Origin of the sequence: Microcoleus sp. T3_A4 (genome assembly GCF_036700465.1) — a bacterium.
GTDB lineage: Bacteria > Cyanobacteriota > Cyanobacteriia > Cyanobacteriales > Microcoleaceae > Microcoleus.
In genome coordinates this window covers 35,424-51,734 of record NZ_JAUBOY010000048.1, presented here as the reverse complement: position 1 = coordinate 51,734, position 16,311 = coordinate 35,424, and the positions used below count along the sequence as shown (strand labels likewise).

General features: G+C 44.1%; 15 protein-coding genes. 5 read left to right on the top strand and 10 right to left on the bottom strand.

The window, feature by feature from the left end:
• Positions 1-319 precede the first annotated feature (319 nt).
• A complete protein-coding gene (locus tag QUA07_RS23765; RefSeq protein WP_333329975.1) occupies positions 320-796 on the top strand; it encodes a hypothetical protein in 477 nt (158 codons plus the stop codon).
• A gap of 17 nt (positions 797-813) precedes the next feature.
• Here QUA07_RS23765 and QUA07_RS23760 read toward each other — a convergent pair whose 3' ends face one another.
• Complete coding sequence (locus QUA07_RS23760) at positions 814-1,665, bottom strand: alpha/beta hydrolase (protein ID WP_333329972.1); 852 nt, start codon at positions 1,663-1,665, stop codon at positions 814-816.
• Between the two features lie 116 nt (positions 1,666-1,781).
• Here QUA07_RS23760 and QUA07_RS23755 point away from each other — a divergent pair, with 116 nt between their 5' ends.
• Entirely contained in the window at positions 1,782-1,967 is a 186-nt protein-coding gene (locus QUA07_RS23755; RefSeq protein WP_333329969.1) for a hypothetical protein, read from the top strand.
• Positions 1,968-1,977: 10 nt separating this feature from the next.
• Here QUA07_RS23755 and QUA07_RS23750 read toward each other — a convergent pair whose 3' ends face one another.
• The 3 genes from QUA07_RS23750 to petH form a co-directional block, all read right to left on the bottom strand.
• The gene (locus tag QUA07_RS23750; protein ID WP_333329966.1) at positions 1,978-3,294 is read right to left on the bottom strand and encodes a homoserine dehydrogenase; all 1,317 of its coding nucleotides are present in this window, start codon (positions 3,292-3,294) and stop codon (positions 1,978-1,980) included.
• A gap of 136 nt (positions 3,295-3,430) precedes the next feature.
• Entirely contained in the window at positions 3,431-4,186 is a 756-nt protein-coding gene (locus QUA07_RS23745; RefSeq protein ID WP_333329963.1) for a Uma2 family endonuclease, read from the bottom strand.
• 144 nt (positions 4,187-4,330) lie between these two features.
• A complete protein-coding gene (gene petH, locus QUA07_RS23740) occupies positions 4,331-5,536 on the bottom strand; it encodes a ferredoxin--NADP reductase (protein ID WP_333329961.1) in 1,206 nt (401 codons plus the stop codon).
• A 589-nt stretch (positions 5,537-6,125) separates the two neighbouring features.
• Here petH and QUA07_RS23735 point away from each other — a divergent pair.
• Positions 6,126-7,130: a phosphoribulokinase gene (locus QUA07_RS23735; RefSeq protein WP_333035850.1), complete on the top strand. Its 1,005-nt coding sequence runs from the start codon at positions 6,126-6,128 to the stop codon at positions 7,128-7,130.
• A gap of 91 nt (positions 7,131-7,221) precedes the next feature.
• On the opposite strand, the gene QUA07_RS23730 is transcribed toward QUA07_RS23735, so the two are convergent.
• From QUA07_RS23730 to QUA07_RS23710, 5 genes are all read right to left on the bottom strand, one after another.
• Positions 7,222-8,418, bottom strand: a complete 1,197-nt coding sequence (locus QUA07_RS23730) for a 5-methylcytosine restriction system specificity protein McrC (protein WP_333329958.1) — start codon at positions 8,416-8,418, stop codon at positions 7,222-7,224.
• 56 nt (positions 8,419-8,474) lie between these two features.
• The gene (locus QUA07_RS23725; protein WP_333329955.1) at positions 8,475-10,124 is read right to left on the bottom strand and encodes an AAA family ATPase; all 1,650 of its coding nucleotides are present in this window, start codon (positions 10,122-10,124) and stop codon (positions 8,475-8,477) included.
• Positions 10,125-10,322: 198 nt separating this feature from the next.
• Entirely contained in the window at positions 10,323-10,526 is a 204-nt protein-coding gene (locus QUA07_RS23720) for a PIN domain-containing protein (protein ID WP_333197174.1), read from the bottom strand.
• A 30-nt stretch (positions 10,527-10,556) separates the two neighbouring features.
• Positions 10,557-10,724 (bottom strand): hypothetical protein, encoded by a 168-nt coding sequence (locus QUA07_RS23715; protein WP_333329952.1) that lies wholly within the window; start codon positions 10,722-10,724, stop codon positions 10,557-10,559.
• Positions 10,724-10,951, bottom strand: a complete 228-nt coding sequence (locus QUA07_RS23710; protein WP_333329949.1) for a hypothetical protein — start codon at positions 10,949-10,951, stop codon at positions 10,724-10,726. Before QUA07_RS23710 ends, QUA07_RS23715 begins: the two co-directional genes overlap by 1 nt.
• Positions 10,952-11,159: 208 nt before the next feature.
• Here QUA07_RS23710 and QUA07_RS23705 point away from each other — a divergent pair, with 208 nt between their 5' ends.
• Complete coding sequence (locus QUA07_RS23705) at positions 11,160-12,812, top strand: FAD-dependent oxidoreductase (RefSeq protein ID WP_333329946.1); 1,653 nt, start codon at positions 11,160-11,162, stop codon at positions 12,810-12,812.
• Positions 12,813-13,064: 252 nt separating this feature from the next.
• Here the strand turns inward: QUA07_RS23705 and QUA07_RS23700 are convergent, their stop codons facing one another.
• Positions 13,065-13,427, bottom strand: coding sequence for a hypothetical protein (locus QUA07_RS23700; RefSeq protein WP_333068154.1), 363 nt, complete (start codon positions 13,425-13,427; stop codon positions 13,065-13,067).
• Between the two features lie 160 nt (positions 13,428-13,587).
• Here QUA07_RS23700 and QUA07_RS23695 point away from each other — a divergent pair, with 160 nt between their 5' ends.
• Positions 13,588-16,311 carry a valine--tRNA ligase gene (locus QUA07_RS23695; RefSeq protein ID WP_333329943.1) on the top strand — a complete coding sequence of 908 codons (2,724 nt, stop codon included), beginning with the start codon at positions 13,588-13,590 and terminating at the stop codon, positions 16,309-16,311.

Genomic DNA, 16,311 nt, shown 5'->3' with positions numbered 1-16,311 from the left:
CTGCCACATCTCTTGATGAGATTATTCGCGCTTATTGTGCAACTTAGTGTCTCATTTTTATTTGAAATAACTATACAAGCTGCCAAAAATGAAGGGGAAATAGCAGTTTTGGTGGGTGGTAAGGTGGTGATGGTTGCTAAGGGAGAATTTGTGTAGAATATTTATTAATGGGAAATTATTAACCGCAGAGGCACGCAGCTAGATTTAGAGGCTTCTTTGGGGATCGAGATCTTACAATTTTGCTAATATGAGGTAGCTCATATTCATTGATTCGCGTGATTGTTAGGCTAAAAAAGTCATCTCTACCAGAGACTTTCCAATGCTGCAAACATTTTCGCGGACTTTAAATGTATCCCCTGACGCTTCAGAAGCGCTGCTTTCACTTCCATTAACCACCTTGCTGGATTCACCGGAATTCAATCAACTCTTGGAAAGCCTGGATACTGCTTTACTCAAAGAAACTTTGCCAACTGCTGGAACTGTTTTAGCTCAAAAGCTGCCGCCTTTTTACGACTGGTTGCAAACAGAACTCGGAATTAAAAACGTCCCTGAGAGTCCAGATCATACTACGAAATGGGTAGTCGGTTTTTTGAAGAATCAAGAAAGTTTAACTCGTTTAGTTGAACTGCACAAATCAATTCCCAGACAGGCATTAGAACGAGCGATCCCTCGTTTAGTTAGCGCCTTTGATGAAGTTCAACCCACCGCTGTAAAGCAAGAATGGGAAAAAGCGATCGCAGCACTTTGTCTGCTTCTGGCAGTCGCAGCGCGGGAAAACCAGCCATCTGCGGCCTGAAGCAATTCTGTCTGAGTTTAAACAAAGCGCTTTTTTCGGAAAATTTGCAATTGAGTGCGATCAATCTGAACGACTACTGGCCGCCGCTTGTTGAGGACGATCGCATTGTGTCTGTTTAGCAAAAGCAACTGAGCCAATATTGCCACAATCGCGCGCCTTTTGAGAAACTTGCCTTCAAAACGCGCCATTCGGACGATCGCCTCCTCGATTTTATAACCACAGTTTTTGCCTTTCGGGGAAATCACAAAAATCGTTCCCGGTATGTAATCGCCTTCATTTGCCCAGAAAGCATACCTTTCACCTAAAGTAAAGTAGTGAAAAACATTGTTAGCGGTGGAAGTTTTAGCTAACTTTTCCGAAACGCCCAAAGAATTAAAAACTACAGTGGATCTAATATAATCCGGGTATTTTGCTGCTATTTGCTGAGCAACTTTGCCACCCAAACTTTCTCCGATGACATCCGGCGGATTTCCCCTGTAAAATTGCTGCTTTATCCAATCAATAGCACCCACAGTTTGCGCCGATTTTAACTGGCGTTCTAGTTTTGCCATAAATACATCGGGCGTATCTTCCAAAACGCGATCGAAAGGATACCAAGAACCGTAGCCGCGAATCACTAAAACAGGTGGATGATTGCCAGAAATGGGGACGCGACTTTCAGCATAAAAACCAGTGCGAGAGTCTTCAAACACTTTTGTTATGATATAATTTCCATCAATAACTTGCCCTTCCTGGTGCCGAATGTAAATTGAAGGATTATTGGGTTTAAAAGTATCGTGCAGTTGGGGTTTTGCAAACTTTTCGTAGAGAGAATCTAGCAAGTGCCTTCCCGTTTTGCGATCGACAAAATCGAATTCTGTTCCTTTCATTATCTGGTAGGGGCGGGTTTTACCAACAATATTTAATTACCACAAACAATCTACATAAACCCGCCCCCACACAACAGATAGCCCACATCAAATTTTACTTATATCAAAGGCGAACAATGTACATCGGGATTTATCGTTGGGCGAGGGCGGGTTTTAGAGATTGTCAATTATTGGCACATATTTTAGGTGAAACCCGCCCCTACCAAATCCGCAAAATGTATGTGGGGATTTATGGTGGGGCGAGGGCGGGTTTTATAGATTCTCAATTATTGGCAAATATTGTCCGTGAAACCCGCCCCTAGCAAATCACTTTTACAAAACTCGCAACGTGCTAGCAATACTATCGACTGCTTCCATCGCGCGAATTTCATCGAGTGCTTGTTGAAAATTACCTTCCCTAACATCGTGAGTCACGACGACAATTTCTGCTAAATCGCCGTGAATTCCCGTCTGCACAACTGATTCCAAACTAACTTTGTGGTTGCCGAAACAAGTGCCTAGTTTGCCAATTACCCCCGGAGTATCGTGCGTTAAAAAACGGGCATAAAAGCGAGTAACAAGTTCCTGCATCGGAGCAATTTTGCAGTAGTGTTGGTGACTGCAACTCAGCAAAGGATGAGGAATCGGAACAGTTTCGGTTTTCAGGATGGCCGCTACATTCATGATATCGGATACTACGGCGCTAGCTGTGGGGCCCGCACCGGCGCCGCGCCCGTACAGCATCAATTGCCCGATCGGCTCTCCTTCGACTAAAATTGCATTGTAAACCCCGTTAACACTAGCCAGCGGATGAGTTTTCGGCACAAAACTCGGATGCACTCGAATTGACAGCAGTTCGCTTTCTCCCTCAGCTTGCTTGCCATTGTAGTGGGAGGTTTCTTGAGCAATAGCCAACAATTTAATCACAAATCCCAGCTTGTCGGCGTAGTCAATATCCGCCGCACTAACTTTTCTGATACCTTCGCAGTGAACATCGGCTAATTTGATGCGTCCGCCAAAAGCTAGCGAGGCTAAAATAGCAATTTTATCGGCAGCATCTAATCCATCTACATCTGCTGTGGGGTCAGCTTCAGCATAACCTAATTGCTGAGCGTCGGCGAGCACTTCGGCAAAGTCTGCGCCTTCTGTTTGCATCCGCGTCAGGATGTAATTAGTTGTGCCGTTGACGATGCCGGTGACACTTTTAATGCGGTTTGCAACTAAGGATTGTTTGAGGGTTTGAATGACTGGAATGCCGCCGCCGACAGCAGCTTCTAGCATTACGTAAACGCCTTTTTTGTTAGCGGCCTCGAAGATTTCATTTCCGTAGCGGGCGATAACTGCTTTGTTGGCAGTGACGACGTGCTTGCCGCTGGCAATAGCTTGCAGAATGAGCGATCGCGCCGGTTCCAATCCCCCAATCAGTTCTACTACAATATCAATTTCCGGGTCAGTTGCGATCGCTTCTAGGTCAGTTGTCAGCACATTTTCTGGCAATTGTAAAGACCGAGTTCGAGAAATATCGCGCACTCCCACCCGATAGATTTCCAATTCCTGCAACAGTGGATGGCGGCCATCTGGGGAGAGCAAAATCTCTGCTGTTCCCGCGCCAACTGTACCCAAACCTAACAAACCAATTTTGAAAGCCACGACTTTGACCCGTTGAAACTCACTTCATCTAGAATCATTGTATGATAACCGTGGCTTCACTGAATACCCAGAGACCCGACTTCTTAAAAAAGTCCGGGATCTACATGACTAATTAATCCAGATTTTACATGGCAATTTAAAGTTCTGTATCCATCTCTATCCCCATTTCTCGCAGCCGCTGCGCCAATCTTTCGGCCCGCTGCCTTTCGGCATTAACTTGCTGTTCTAGTTGCTCATTTTGCTGTTCTAGTTGCTCATTTTGCTGTCCTAGTTGCTGTAGCTGTGCTTGTTCTTCTCGAATTAAATCTTCAACTAGGGGCGGACATAGCACTTGATTAACCGATAAAATAAATTCAGCGAACTGTACAGACTGAACTTGCTGTCCCGGCAAAAATTCCTGATGAGAATAACTGCCTTCATTTTCCGGGCGACTGCATACTCGTATTTTCGGTTGATTTGGGTCTACAATCCAATATTCAGGGATATCAATTAAGTCATATTCTGCCCGTTTGCGAATGTAGTCGTCCCGCCAATTTTGACTGGTAACTTCTATAACTAACAGCGGTTTTTCTTCAAATTCCAGCACTGCGGAACCAGGTTGCGCGCCGACTTGTTCCCACAGACTCTGAGTGCAAATCACCACATCAGGAACCCGACAAGAGTTTTCCTCAGTTCGGACGGCGGCAGTCACAATTGCAACTATCGGTAGGTTGTGTGCTGCAAAGAAGCGCCGGAACTGATAAACTAAAAATTCACAAATTTTGATATGTATTGCTGTAGGTGTTGGCATTTCGATTAGATTGCCCCGATATAATTCATAACAAACACCTGATTCTCCCTGATAGTTCAGATATTCTTCAAAGGTGAGTTTTTGGGTAGAAGTTATAACCATGTCAGTTATCTCCCTTTTTCGGTGAGCTTACTGTATATTTTACACTTGTCTTGGGTGAACCAGCCCCTCAAGACTCAAAACTGCTTCAAAAATTGTAGGGCGAGCCAAGCCCACCCTACAAATCAGATTAAATCAGGTAACACATTAATAAGTTTCAACGTGCCAACGGTGCTCTTTCTTCAACTGTTTCTGATACGCAGCCCAGTCAACGCCGTACTTGCCAGCCGCGGCTGACATTCCCTCATCAATTCCGCCTTCCATACCCTTCAAACCGCAGATATAAGTGTGAGTATTTGGCTTTTGAACCAATTCCCACAATTGCTCAGCGTTCTCTTGAATCCGGTTTTGAATGTACATCTTGCCGCCGTCAGCATTCTTTTGCTCGCGGCTGATGGCATAAGTCAAGCGGAAATTATCGGGGAACTCGCGCTGCAATTGCTCCAACTCTTCCTTATAGAGAATGTTGGGAGTGTAAGCAACTCCTAAGAACAGCCAAGCTAAACCTTTGAATTTGTAATCGGGATTGTTTTCTTTAAACATCCGCCACAAATAAGCCCGGAAAGGAGCAATACCTGTACCGGTACCCATCATAATAATGGTGGCTTCTTCGTCGTCGGGCAAGAGCATTTCCTTGCCTACGGGGCCGGTGATTTTGACATCATCTCCAGGTTGCAAACCGGTGAGAAAAGTTGAACAAACGCCGAACACTTGTTCGCCAGTTTCCGGGCTTTTGTACTCTAGGCGGCGGACGCACAGAGAGACTGTTTTGTCGTCGAGGTGGTCGCCGTGACGGGTGGAGGCGATCGAGTAAAGCCGAATTTTGTGAGGTTTGCCGTTTTTATCCGTGCCATCGGGAATAATCCCGATACTTTGACCTTCGAGATAGTGCAAATTGCCTCCAGAAATGTCGAAGGTGACGTGGCGGACTGTGCCGTCGCCGCCTTCTCTGACTAATTCTTCTGTAGAAATGCACTTACCAATATAGGGATTGGCCGGCTTGTAAAGGTTAACAGGAACCTGAACTTTTTCCTTGGCTTGAGTCATGGGCTTAGTTTCTTCTCCAGATTTCTGACTCTGTAGCCCTGCTTCTGGTGCGACTTTGCCATTTGTTTCGGGAGCGCTGTTTGAGGGGCGGATGCTGACGATTTTGCCACCCATCCGAGCAATTCTACGCATTTCCTGATTCATGCGATCGTAGGGCACGGAGATAAATACGCTACCACTACGGCGAATCGGGTTACTTATTTGGTCAGTTGCTTGGCTCTGACGCATACCCTCCACTTCGTAAACAAAGATGCGGCTGCCTGATTCTGAGTTTGCCGCAACACCAGATATGCTTGGGCTGTACATTTGTTGATTTTCCTTCACGATACAGAGTTATAAAGAAAGAGAATGTGACGTTAGACTCAATTTACTTTTTTCTTAAGGCCATCGGGACTAATTGGCCGCGCCAATTTTTGGGCCTCGCCACGCCGTCCGTAGTGTTGAAGTTGCGATCGCTCGCGTTATCAAATCCCTACTAGCCGAACGCCGCGCTCACCGAGCCAGCTTTGCGTTCGGCTGTTGACCTATAGCTATTGTTGTCTGCGTACTGCCAATATTTTACCCGATCGGGGGATCTGCCCCGATAAGTCCTTGTGATTTGGGGAGCGCCCCACCAGATCAAGGAAGATTCGAGCAGTTTAATGAGGCTGAGCTTGTAGGGGGCCGACGCATTCTGGTAAGATTAACCGCTAAAGTTAGTATTAATTACTTGCCTTGAAGATTGCTTGGGTCTTCCCGGGCAGGCAGTCAACTCACTGCTGTATGCTGGTGAGAACTTGATCCTCTCGGGGTAGCAAAGCAGCACAAAGCCTGCTTGTGGCTACCTGCGGGCTGAAATTTTGTGGAATCTAGACTTGAGTTAGTTAGTAAACAGTGATTTTGTTAGAGGGAAACTATGACCAGTAAGCCGGATCGCGTGGTTTTAATTGGCGTTGCCGGAGATTCCGGATGCGGGAAATCTACTTTTTTACGCCGATTGACAGATTTGTTCGGGGAAGATTTCGTTACTGTAATCTGCCTCGACGACTATCATTGTCTCGATCGCAAGCAGCGCAAGGAAACAGGGATTACAGCCCTTGACCCCAGAGCGAACAATTTTGACCTGATGGCAGAGCAAATGAAGGCTCTCAAAGAAGGTCATGCGATCGACAAGCCGATTTACAACCACGAAACCGGTCTGCTCGACCCTCCTGAGCGGGTAGAGCCGAATCATGTGATTGTGATTGAGGGGCTGCATCCCCTGTACGACGAGCGAGTTCGATCGCTCCTCGACTTCAGCGTCTACCTCGACATCAGCGACGAGGTAAAAATTGCTTGGAAAATCCAGCGCGACATGGCGGAACGGGGCCACCGTTACGAAGACGTGCTGTTTGCGATCAATGCTCGCAAACCGGATTTTACCGCCTACATCGACCCGCAAAAGCAATATGCTGATGTGGTAATTCAAGTGTTGCCGACCAACTTGATCAAAGATGACAAAGAGCGGAAAGTTCTGCGTGTGCAGATGATCCAGCGCGAAGGCATCGCCAATTTTGAGCCTGCGTATTTGTTTGACGAAGGTTCAACAATTAACTGGGTTCCTTGCGGCCGCAAGCTGACTTGTTCCTATCCCGGAATTAAGATGTACTACGGGCCTGATGCTTTCTACGGTCACGAAGTCTCGATTTTGGAAGTAGATGGTCAATTCGAGAATCTCGAAGAAGTTATTTACATCGAAAGCCATTTGAGCAAGACTTCTGCGAAGTATGAAGGCGAGTTAACTCACCTGTTGCTTCAGCACCGCGAATATCCTGGTTCTAACAATGGAACTGGTTTGTTCCAAGTGTTAGTCGGATTGAAGATGCGGGCGACTTACGAGAAGTTGACTGCAAAAGAAGCGAAAGTGGCTGTTAGTGTTTAGAACACAGACATGAAAGATTTGGGAGGCGCAATTGCGCCTCTTTTTTTGTGGATAAATGAACCGCAGAGGGCGCAGAGGGCGCAGAGTAGAGTTAGGGGAGGGTGTTTGGAACTAGAGATTTTAAGAAGGTTTTTCCGGCTTCATGGAGGTCGCTATCTAGGGAAAAAGTTAGACTGCGAACTCGAATATCGTCATTTTTTATATCTAGTGGCTGTTTGAGGTTTTGCGGGTAGACGAGAATTGCATTTTGGCACTTTAAGGCATTTGCGTAAGCAACTATTTGATGAATGTCATTATTGGCTACTTTATCGGGAGCTTTGTATTTTGTATCGAGGACGTATTGGATTTTTTTTGTTTCACTATCGCCTAGGAGTAAGTCAATGCGATCGTAATAATTTTGGTCATGGGTGACTCGGTGTTGTTGTTTGACAAAAAAGCCTTTTGGTGTATTTGCTTTGAGCCATTCAGCGACAAATTGTTCATATAAATTAGCCATGTCTATGAGAAAAGGGAGCATTTCGCGATCGCCTGTTTCGTGACTAGGCCCTGTGTTATCTAAAAAAAATCGACATAAGGCGTGTAAAAGTTGATAATCTTGATTCAAACGGTGATAATTTCTATCAATACAAGCTTCTGATTTAAAAGTTTTTAATGTAACAAATCCTTGGAGTGCGTGAAAGGCTTTTCGCACAGTGGATGAAACAGATTCACGGCACAAACCGCTACGGCCAATGATGAATAGTGTCCAAGCGAGTATTTGATTATCTTCGATGTCGCCTGTTTGTTCGTTATAGTGGCATTTTAGTTTAACATCCCAAGGTTTTTGCAGGGCTGACCGCAAATCGACGCGGCCGCGAATGTAGGCGAGTCTTTCTGTTTTTGGTAAGTAATCACGATATAATCCTTTGCGACAGCGTTCTAGAATTTTGTGGGCAAGAATGTTAGCTAATTTCTCGTAACTTTCTTCTAAAGATTGGCACTGAATCGAGCCTTGGGGAAATTTTATCTTAAGGTTGTAGGCATAGTCAATCATTCCGAAGAGGTTGTTGATGGGAACCTTTGGGCGGATGGCGATGTGGAATTCTGGAGTGATGGGAATGTTGCCAACTCTGCCTTTAGATTTTAAGTGCCATTGATATTTTGTTTTAAAGTTAGGAAATTCTATCTCGATTTCCTTGGCATAATTATGGTATATTTTCTGTCCTACTGATTGTGGGATTGAGTCTTGTTCAAAAGTTGCTAATAGATATTCTTTAAGTTCAATAATTCGGCGGGATTCTGGTTTCATAATTGTGGTGGATGCGGTAACGCCACCGTATCGGCGTTAATGACGGCGTTAGATTGTCAATAGCCCAATTTTGTCTTGATATTCTCCCAGAGAAAGTCATCCATTTTTTCCAGGTTATCAAAGAAGTATTCTTCGAGGTATGGCTCAATTTCCATTTGCCAAATGTCTTGGATATCTTCAGCTAAGGTTTTTGTCAAAAAGAAGGAGATGCCTAATTCATAGTGTTTGTTGTTAATTGCCCGATTGACATCTTCTAGAATGCTAGTTAATTTATAAACTGGAAAACCTGTTTTTTCTCTCTGGTGATACTGTCGCAGCACTTCATAGTTTGGATAGACGGGAATGAATGCGAAGCGGCGGCGGAGTGCGTTATCGACTAAGGCAATAGAACGGTCTGCGGTGTTCATTGTGCCGATAATGCGGACATTTGTAGGGATTTTAAACTTTTGACCGCTGGCTAGTGTAATAAAGCGTTTTGTGTCTTGTCGGTCATCTAGGAGATACATTAACTCGCCAAAGACTTGAGATAGATTTGCGCGATTAATTTCATCAATAATGAGAACGCAAGTGTCTTCACAGGCTTCGGCTTTTTCGCAGAATTCTAGGAACCTACCGGAAACTATTGGATAGGTTAATTGCCCATCTTGACTTTGGGGACGGATACCTTGAATAAAGTCTTCATAAGTATAAGCTGGATGAAATTGGATCGTGTCTGAGAAACCGTCACCCCCGCCGATTAAGTGTTGGGCGAGTTTTTGGGCAAGGAAGGTTTTTCCGGTTCCGGGCGGGCCTTGGATGATGGCTTGTTGCTTGCGGTTAATGGTGCGTATCCAGCGGTTGATTTCAGATGTTTGAAAACCAGTTAGTTCTGAAATTTCTTCGAGATTGTACGAGAGATTAAATTCTTTTTCATATACTGAAAAATATTCATTGATAGGTATAGGTGAATCATTCTCCACTATATTGGAACACAAAAAAAATAAGGGAAATACTTTTTTAAAGGTTTGTGCTATTATGTAAATTAACTGTTTTGCAGAAGATCCTAATACTTCTTCGGCTGCAAGCGATCGAGCAACCTGAATATTAATAATTTCATTTTCTTTTAAATCTGGTGGTTGTTCGCTCGTTAAATAAATAATACTATTTAATAATTTATCAATATATTTTTGAGGTTTAACTACGATCTGGCGATATTCAGGTCTATAGGAATTCTGGCGAATGATTCTATTAGTTAAATAGCAATGATATTGATTGGGAAGGTTATAAAGTTTAAGGCTGTTGATTGCCCTTGGATTATTTATATAATTGCTCTCATATTTATCTCTTATATAATCAAGCTCGTTAAATTCTGCATACAAACCAAAAGTTAAGTCTTGGTTGTCAAATCTTAGCATTAAGTGAGCATCCTCTATATAATTGATGTCTCCATAACCAAAAGCCACACTGTAAGCTACTGATTGTAAACCGTTTGTTTCAACAATTGAGCCAAGTTGCTCCCACTTGATATTTATATATTTTTTTATAAAATCAGGCAACAGCTCTTCTACATGACTGAAAATATACCTCAATGGCTCTTCTACATATTTTAAGAAATCTCTTTTGTGTGCCATGTAAAAATCTGAGCTGGGGTTTTTATAAAAATTGGTCAATAGGTTAAATGTGTTTTCTGAAAAAGGACATTCAGGATGTACAAAAAGTTTTTCCATTTTTTCTGTATGTTTAAGGTGACTCAATTGTTGTTCTTAAATTATTGTAGCCGATCGCCATTCCCGACACCAGACATCTGAGAGGCGATCGTACCCCCCATCCTTACCCTCATCAATAGCCCGGCCAAACCAGTAACACTGGCAAAACCGCTAACAACAGTTCCCGGAAAAGTTAAAACTGTGTCGAGTGACTCAGATTTACCAAATTGTGTCTATACTAGATAATTGAATCCGGCGATCGCGACTAATAACGGGTACATTAAGATACAAAGCAGTAGCAGCAATAATGCGATCGGGTAAATCGGGAATTTGCGATCGGTCAACTTGCCTTAAAGTCAAAGCTATATTGCGATCGAAAGGAATTTCAACCAATAAGGCATCATCGCTCTCAACTTCTCTCAATAATAGATCGAGAGTAGTTGAATTAATCCGCTATCCCTCGCTCAGATAGACAATTTCTGCTAATGTAATTGATGAAAAAGCCACCTGATTTCCTTCGGCAGCTATCTGTTCTATTGTCGTTCTAGCAGTCACCGAAAGTCGCGAATCGGCAAAGATATACCAGATCACAGCATGAGTATCCGCTACAGCACGCAGCATTAGAAATCCTCCCTTGGGAAATTCGCCCATTCTTCCCTGCGAACTTCATCTATATCAGCGACAGAGGGTGCAATTCCCAAGTCAGCACATAAACCCCACAATGATTTGCGGGGAGTCGGCCCAACAACTAATTCTCGTTTTATTTCAGGAACTATCCACTTAATCAATCGTAACTTTTCGGCGAGAGACAAGTGCTTAACAAGATTTAAAACTGCCTCAAAAGTCATGTTTTTTATGTTTCAATTGGTGATTGATGTAATTGTAGCATTTTGGCCGCCAAGGACAGCATCACCAGGTTTGGGTTGAGAAGATTCGTTTACCACGGTTCCCGGAAAATTTAAAACTGTGTCGAAATTATCTAAACGTGCTATATTCAACTCCGTAAACCCTGAACTTCCCTATCAGGTATTGCAAATTTATCCACGAGTCAACTGAATGCTCTCTACTTTCAAGAAACTAGCTTCAATTGCAATCATCTTTGCCGCCATAAAACTTTTACTGAATTATCCGGCTTTCAGAGAAATAGAAAATTATATCGCAAATAGAAACCCAGCAAGTGCCACTTTAGACAATGGAACTCTGCAGCAAAAATCCAGCAGCCCGCCTCCGGTACCTCCCAAAAAAGCACCGGAGCAAACGTTCGATGTAGTAGTATATGGTGATGAAGTACCGGGGATATGTGCGGCGATATGGGCGAAGAAAACTTTAGGCGCAAAGGGCAAAGTTGCGATCGTGCGATCGAACTACGGAAGAGCACCTTTGGGCGGCTTACTCACCCGTGGCGGTTTAGCTTACATCGATGTAGATAAAATCCCCGGTTGGTATCGCCAACCCTACGCCCAATGTTTTAAGGAATTCTTAGATAAAGCGAATGCGCCCGAATCTTGCTTAGATCCAAAAAGGGCAGATCAAGCTCTCAGGCAAATGCTTTCAGCAGCAAAAGTCAGAGTTATTTCCAACTCAACTCTTACTCCCCACGTCGTAGATAAAAAAATCGAATATGCCGAAGTAAAAGGCAGCACCTTAAGAATTAAAGCCAACTCTTTTATTGACGTAACTCAAGACGCGGAATTAGCCAGGAAAGCCGGATTATCTTATTATACAGGATATGAATCTCAAAATATAAAATCCAAAAATGAAACTTTAGCTGTCTCTATAGTTCCGACAATTACAGGTATAACGATGTCCGAATTCCGCAGCATAGAAGATGACATTCTATACAATCGATCTTTGGTAAAAAAGATTAAAGAAAGCATTACAAAATCTAAAGATCCGGCTAGTACAAAATTCTGGATGAGGAATTTCTGGAGTACGATTTATCAGCCATATACAGACGGCTACGACATCAGAAGTGTAGCCATAGGAGCAGCGTATCACATAGACAGAAATCTGCCCTTTAGTCAAAATAAAGGATTCTTTTTTGATAAAGGCAATGTCTGCGTTTATAACAAAAATGTGCTGTCCTGGAACGGGTTTCTGTTTAAATACCAAGTTGACCAAATCATGAAGATGGAAGCTAATGGCAGAAAACCGACTCCTGAGATGATTAGAGAAATGTCATATCTCCAACACTGGCTACAAAAGAAGTCTGGTAAAGATGTGAGAGTATTTATTCCAGACGAGATTTATATCAGGCAAAGTTTGAACGTTCGCGATGTGGTAGATCCGTTGACGGGGAAGGAGATTATCAAAGGAGGAACAGTACCCGGAAAGTCGATCGGCAGTTTTTCCTACGATTTCGATATGCGGGGCGGAGTCAAGAATTTATCTGCGAGAATTCCGCCGCTGCCCGTGTATAATTTCGGCATAGAAAGCGCTTTGGCTAGCAAAGTCAAGAATTTAGCAATTGTCGGGCGATCGTCCGGTTATGTGGGTATGGCTGTATCCGTCGGGCGAATTGCGACGGTGAATATTTATCAAGGACAAGGTGTGGGCGTGGCGGCTGGCTTGGCTAGCAAGTTCGGCGTGCCGCTGAATTCGATTACTTCGGCTGAAACGAAAAAAACTCTGGAAACTTTAACGGGGAAAAAGACGTATTTTTCGGGGCGAGATACGAGTTATGGAGTGGATTATAAGGAGGTGAAGTAATCGAGGTATAGCAGTAGCCCGTGTTGCTATACGAGGTTAAACCCCGCCTACAAACTAGAAATTTTTGTTTGAGTTTGAGAACAAAAAACGCAATTTATGGAGTTTGATAACTGTTATTCATTGCGATTCTTAATTATTGCAATTTGTTTTACCAGTAGGACTAAGGCAAAAAAAAATCGGTTTGTCTGCAAAATCGTGGCTTTCTCCCAGAGAAGGCGGGTTGTGGATTAGGGATTTCTGTCAAATAAGATATTAAAAGGATTTTACCACTGAAGATGTCGAAACCTCTTCAATTCCTTCCCACATTTGAGCAACCGAAATGGTTTGCCCAGTCATGGCTTCGTGCCAAGCTTGCCGAAAATCTTGTAGAAGCGCTGCTTTAGATTGGCCCTCTCCGTCAATTTCTGAGGGTTCTGGAATACTAAAAGAATTAGCAGGAGGCATCTCTTGGATTTCTGCTGAGAAAACCTCTGGCAGATTATTTTGCGAAATGATTACTCCCTGACGTTGCTTTTGGCTTAGAAACTCTATAAAACTCGCAACTAATGCCAGATGTTCTGGAGAGAGTCGATCGAGCCATCGATCGATTTGATGTCGAAGTGCTGCTACATTCATAATGCCATCAAACCTTTTAATTTTACCTTCATTTTAACGTAAACTCGCCCCGCCTTGAATATCCGTCTTCCCTCTGCCTCTGACGCCGATGCGGTTCAAACCTCTTCTCTTCCCCCCGCTGTGGCACAATCTTATATATAAAACCTGCACCCTCTCGCCAATGACCGCAAACCTACCCCCGCAATACGACCCCCAAGCCACCGAAGCCAAATGGCAAAAATACTGGGAAGATCATCAAACCTTCAAAGCTGACCCAGAAGCCGGCGGCGAACCTTACTGCGTCGTCATCCCGCCGCCCAACGTCACCGGCAGTCTCCACATGGGACACGCTTTTGAAGAGACGCTGATTGATGTCCTCGTCCGCTATCACCGCATGACTGGACGCAATACCCTGTGGTTGCCGGGAACGGATCATGCTAGCATCGCAGTTCAAACTATTCTCGAAAAGCAACTCAAAGCAGAAGGCAAAACTCGCCACGATTTAGGCCGAGAAAAATTCTTGGAACGGGCCTGGGAGTGGAAAGCAGAATCTGGCAATACTATTACTAATCAATTACGCAGTTTGGGCGTGTCTGTTGATTGGTCGCGTGAACGCTTTACGATGGATGAAGGCTTATCCGCTGCGGTTTTAGAAGCGTTTGTCCGCCTGTACGATGAGGGGCTGATTTATCGCGGCAATTACTTGGTGAATTGGTGTCCGGCTAGTCAGTCTGCTGTGTCGGATTTGGAAGTTGATCAGCAGGAAGTTGAGGGCCATTTGTGGCATTTCCGCTATCCTTTGACGGATGGTTCTGGTTATTTGGAGGTGGCGACGACTCGGCCGGAAACGATGCTGGGTGATACTGGGGTGGCTGTGAATCCACAGGACGATCGCTACAAGCATCTTATCGGTAAAACTGTCACTTTGCCGATCGTCAATCGCGAAATTCCAATCATTGCTGATGAGTTTGTCGATCCGACTTTTGGAACTGGTTGTGTCAAGGTGACTCCCGCCCACGATCCGAATGACTTCGAGATGGGTAAACGTCACAATTTGCCGTTTATTAACATCATGAATAAGGACGGCACTTTAAATGAAAATGCCGGAGAGTTCCAAGGACAAGACCGATTTGTTGCCCGCAAAAATGTGGTAAAGCGGTTAGAAGCTGACGGTGTTTTGGTTAAAATAGAAGATTATAAGCATACAGTTCCCTACAGCGAACGCGGCAAAGTCCCGGTCGAACCGTTGATATCTACGCAATGGTTTGTCAAGATCGATCCTCTTTCTCAACGTGCTTTAAAAGAATTAGACCAAAATTACTCACCAGTCTTTGTTCCTGAAAGATGGACAAAGGTTTATCGCGATTGGTTGGTGAAGCTGAAGGATTGGTGTATCTCCCGGCAATTGTGGTGGGGACACCAAATCCCGGCTTGGTATGCTGTTAGCGAAACTCAGGGCGAAATTACTGATACAACACCTTTTATAGTTGCGAAAACAGAAGCTGAGGCTAGGGAAAAAGCTACGGCTAAATTTGGTAATGACGTGCAGCTAGCAAGAGATCCAGATGTATTGGATACTTGGTTTTCGTCCGGTTTGTGGCCTTTCTCAACTTTCGGATGGCCGGAGGAAACTAAAGATTTGGAGTTTTACTATCCGACAACTACTTTGGTAACAGGTTTTGATATCATCTTTTTCTGGGTGGCTAGAATGACGATGATGGCAGGACATTTTACTGAAAAAATGCCTTTTGATACTGTTTACATTCACGGTTTGGTGTTGGATGAAAACGGTCAGAAAATGTCTAAGAGTAAAAACAACGGTATCGACCCGCTGCTGTTGATTGGTAAGTACGGTACTGATGCTTTGCGCTACACTTTGGTTAAGGAAGTGGTTGGGGCAGGTCAAAATATTCGCATGGAGTACGATCGCAAAACTGATGAATCGAAATCGGTGGAAGCTTCGCGGAACTTCACGAATAAGTTGTGGAATGCGGCTAGGTTTGTGATGATGAATTTGGAGGGACAGACTCCGCAACAATTGGGAAGTCCTTCTGTGGGAGGTGGTTTGGAATTGTGCGATCGCTGGATTCTTTCTCGCTATTATCAAGTTGTGCAACAAAGCCGTAATTGTTTGGAAAATTACGGTTTGGGGGAAGCGGCGAAGGGACTTTATGAGTTTATTTGGGGCGATTTCTGTGACTGGTATATTGAGTTAGTCAAGTCTCGCTTGCAACAGGATGCTGAACCAAATTCTAAGAAAGTGGCACAGCAAACTTTTGCTTTGGTGTTGGAAGGGATTCTGAAACTACTACATCCTTTTATGCCGCACATTACTGAGGAAATTTGGCACACTCTGACTCAAACAGGTGATGATCAATGTTTGGCTTTGCAAGCTTATCCTGAAGCAAACGCATCACTCATTGATGCTGATTTGGAACAGCAGTTTGAGTTGTTGTTCGGTACAATTCGCACTATTCGCAATTTGCGGGCTGATTCTGATATCAAACCCAGTGTGAAGGTGACGGCGATTTTGCAAAGCGAAAACGAGAAAGAACGCCAAATAATCTCAGATGGAGGCGTTTACATTCAGGATTTGGCAAAAGTCGAAAATCTGACTGTAACTGCTAGTTTGGATACAGATTTGGGCCAGACAATTGCTGGGGTTGTCGGTACTGTGCAAGTATTGATTCCTCTGGCTGGGGTGGTCGATTTGGCGGCTTTGCGTGCTAAATTAGAAAAGAAGTTGAGCAAAGTGGAAGCTGAAATTAAGCATACTGCGGCGCGTTTGACTAATCAGAAGTTTGTGGATAAGGCTACTCCTGATGTTGTTCAGGGGGCGAGGGATGCTTTGGCGGAAGCCGAAAAACAAGCGGAGATTTTGCGCGATCGGCTAAAGTTGTTTTAA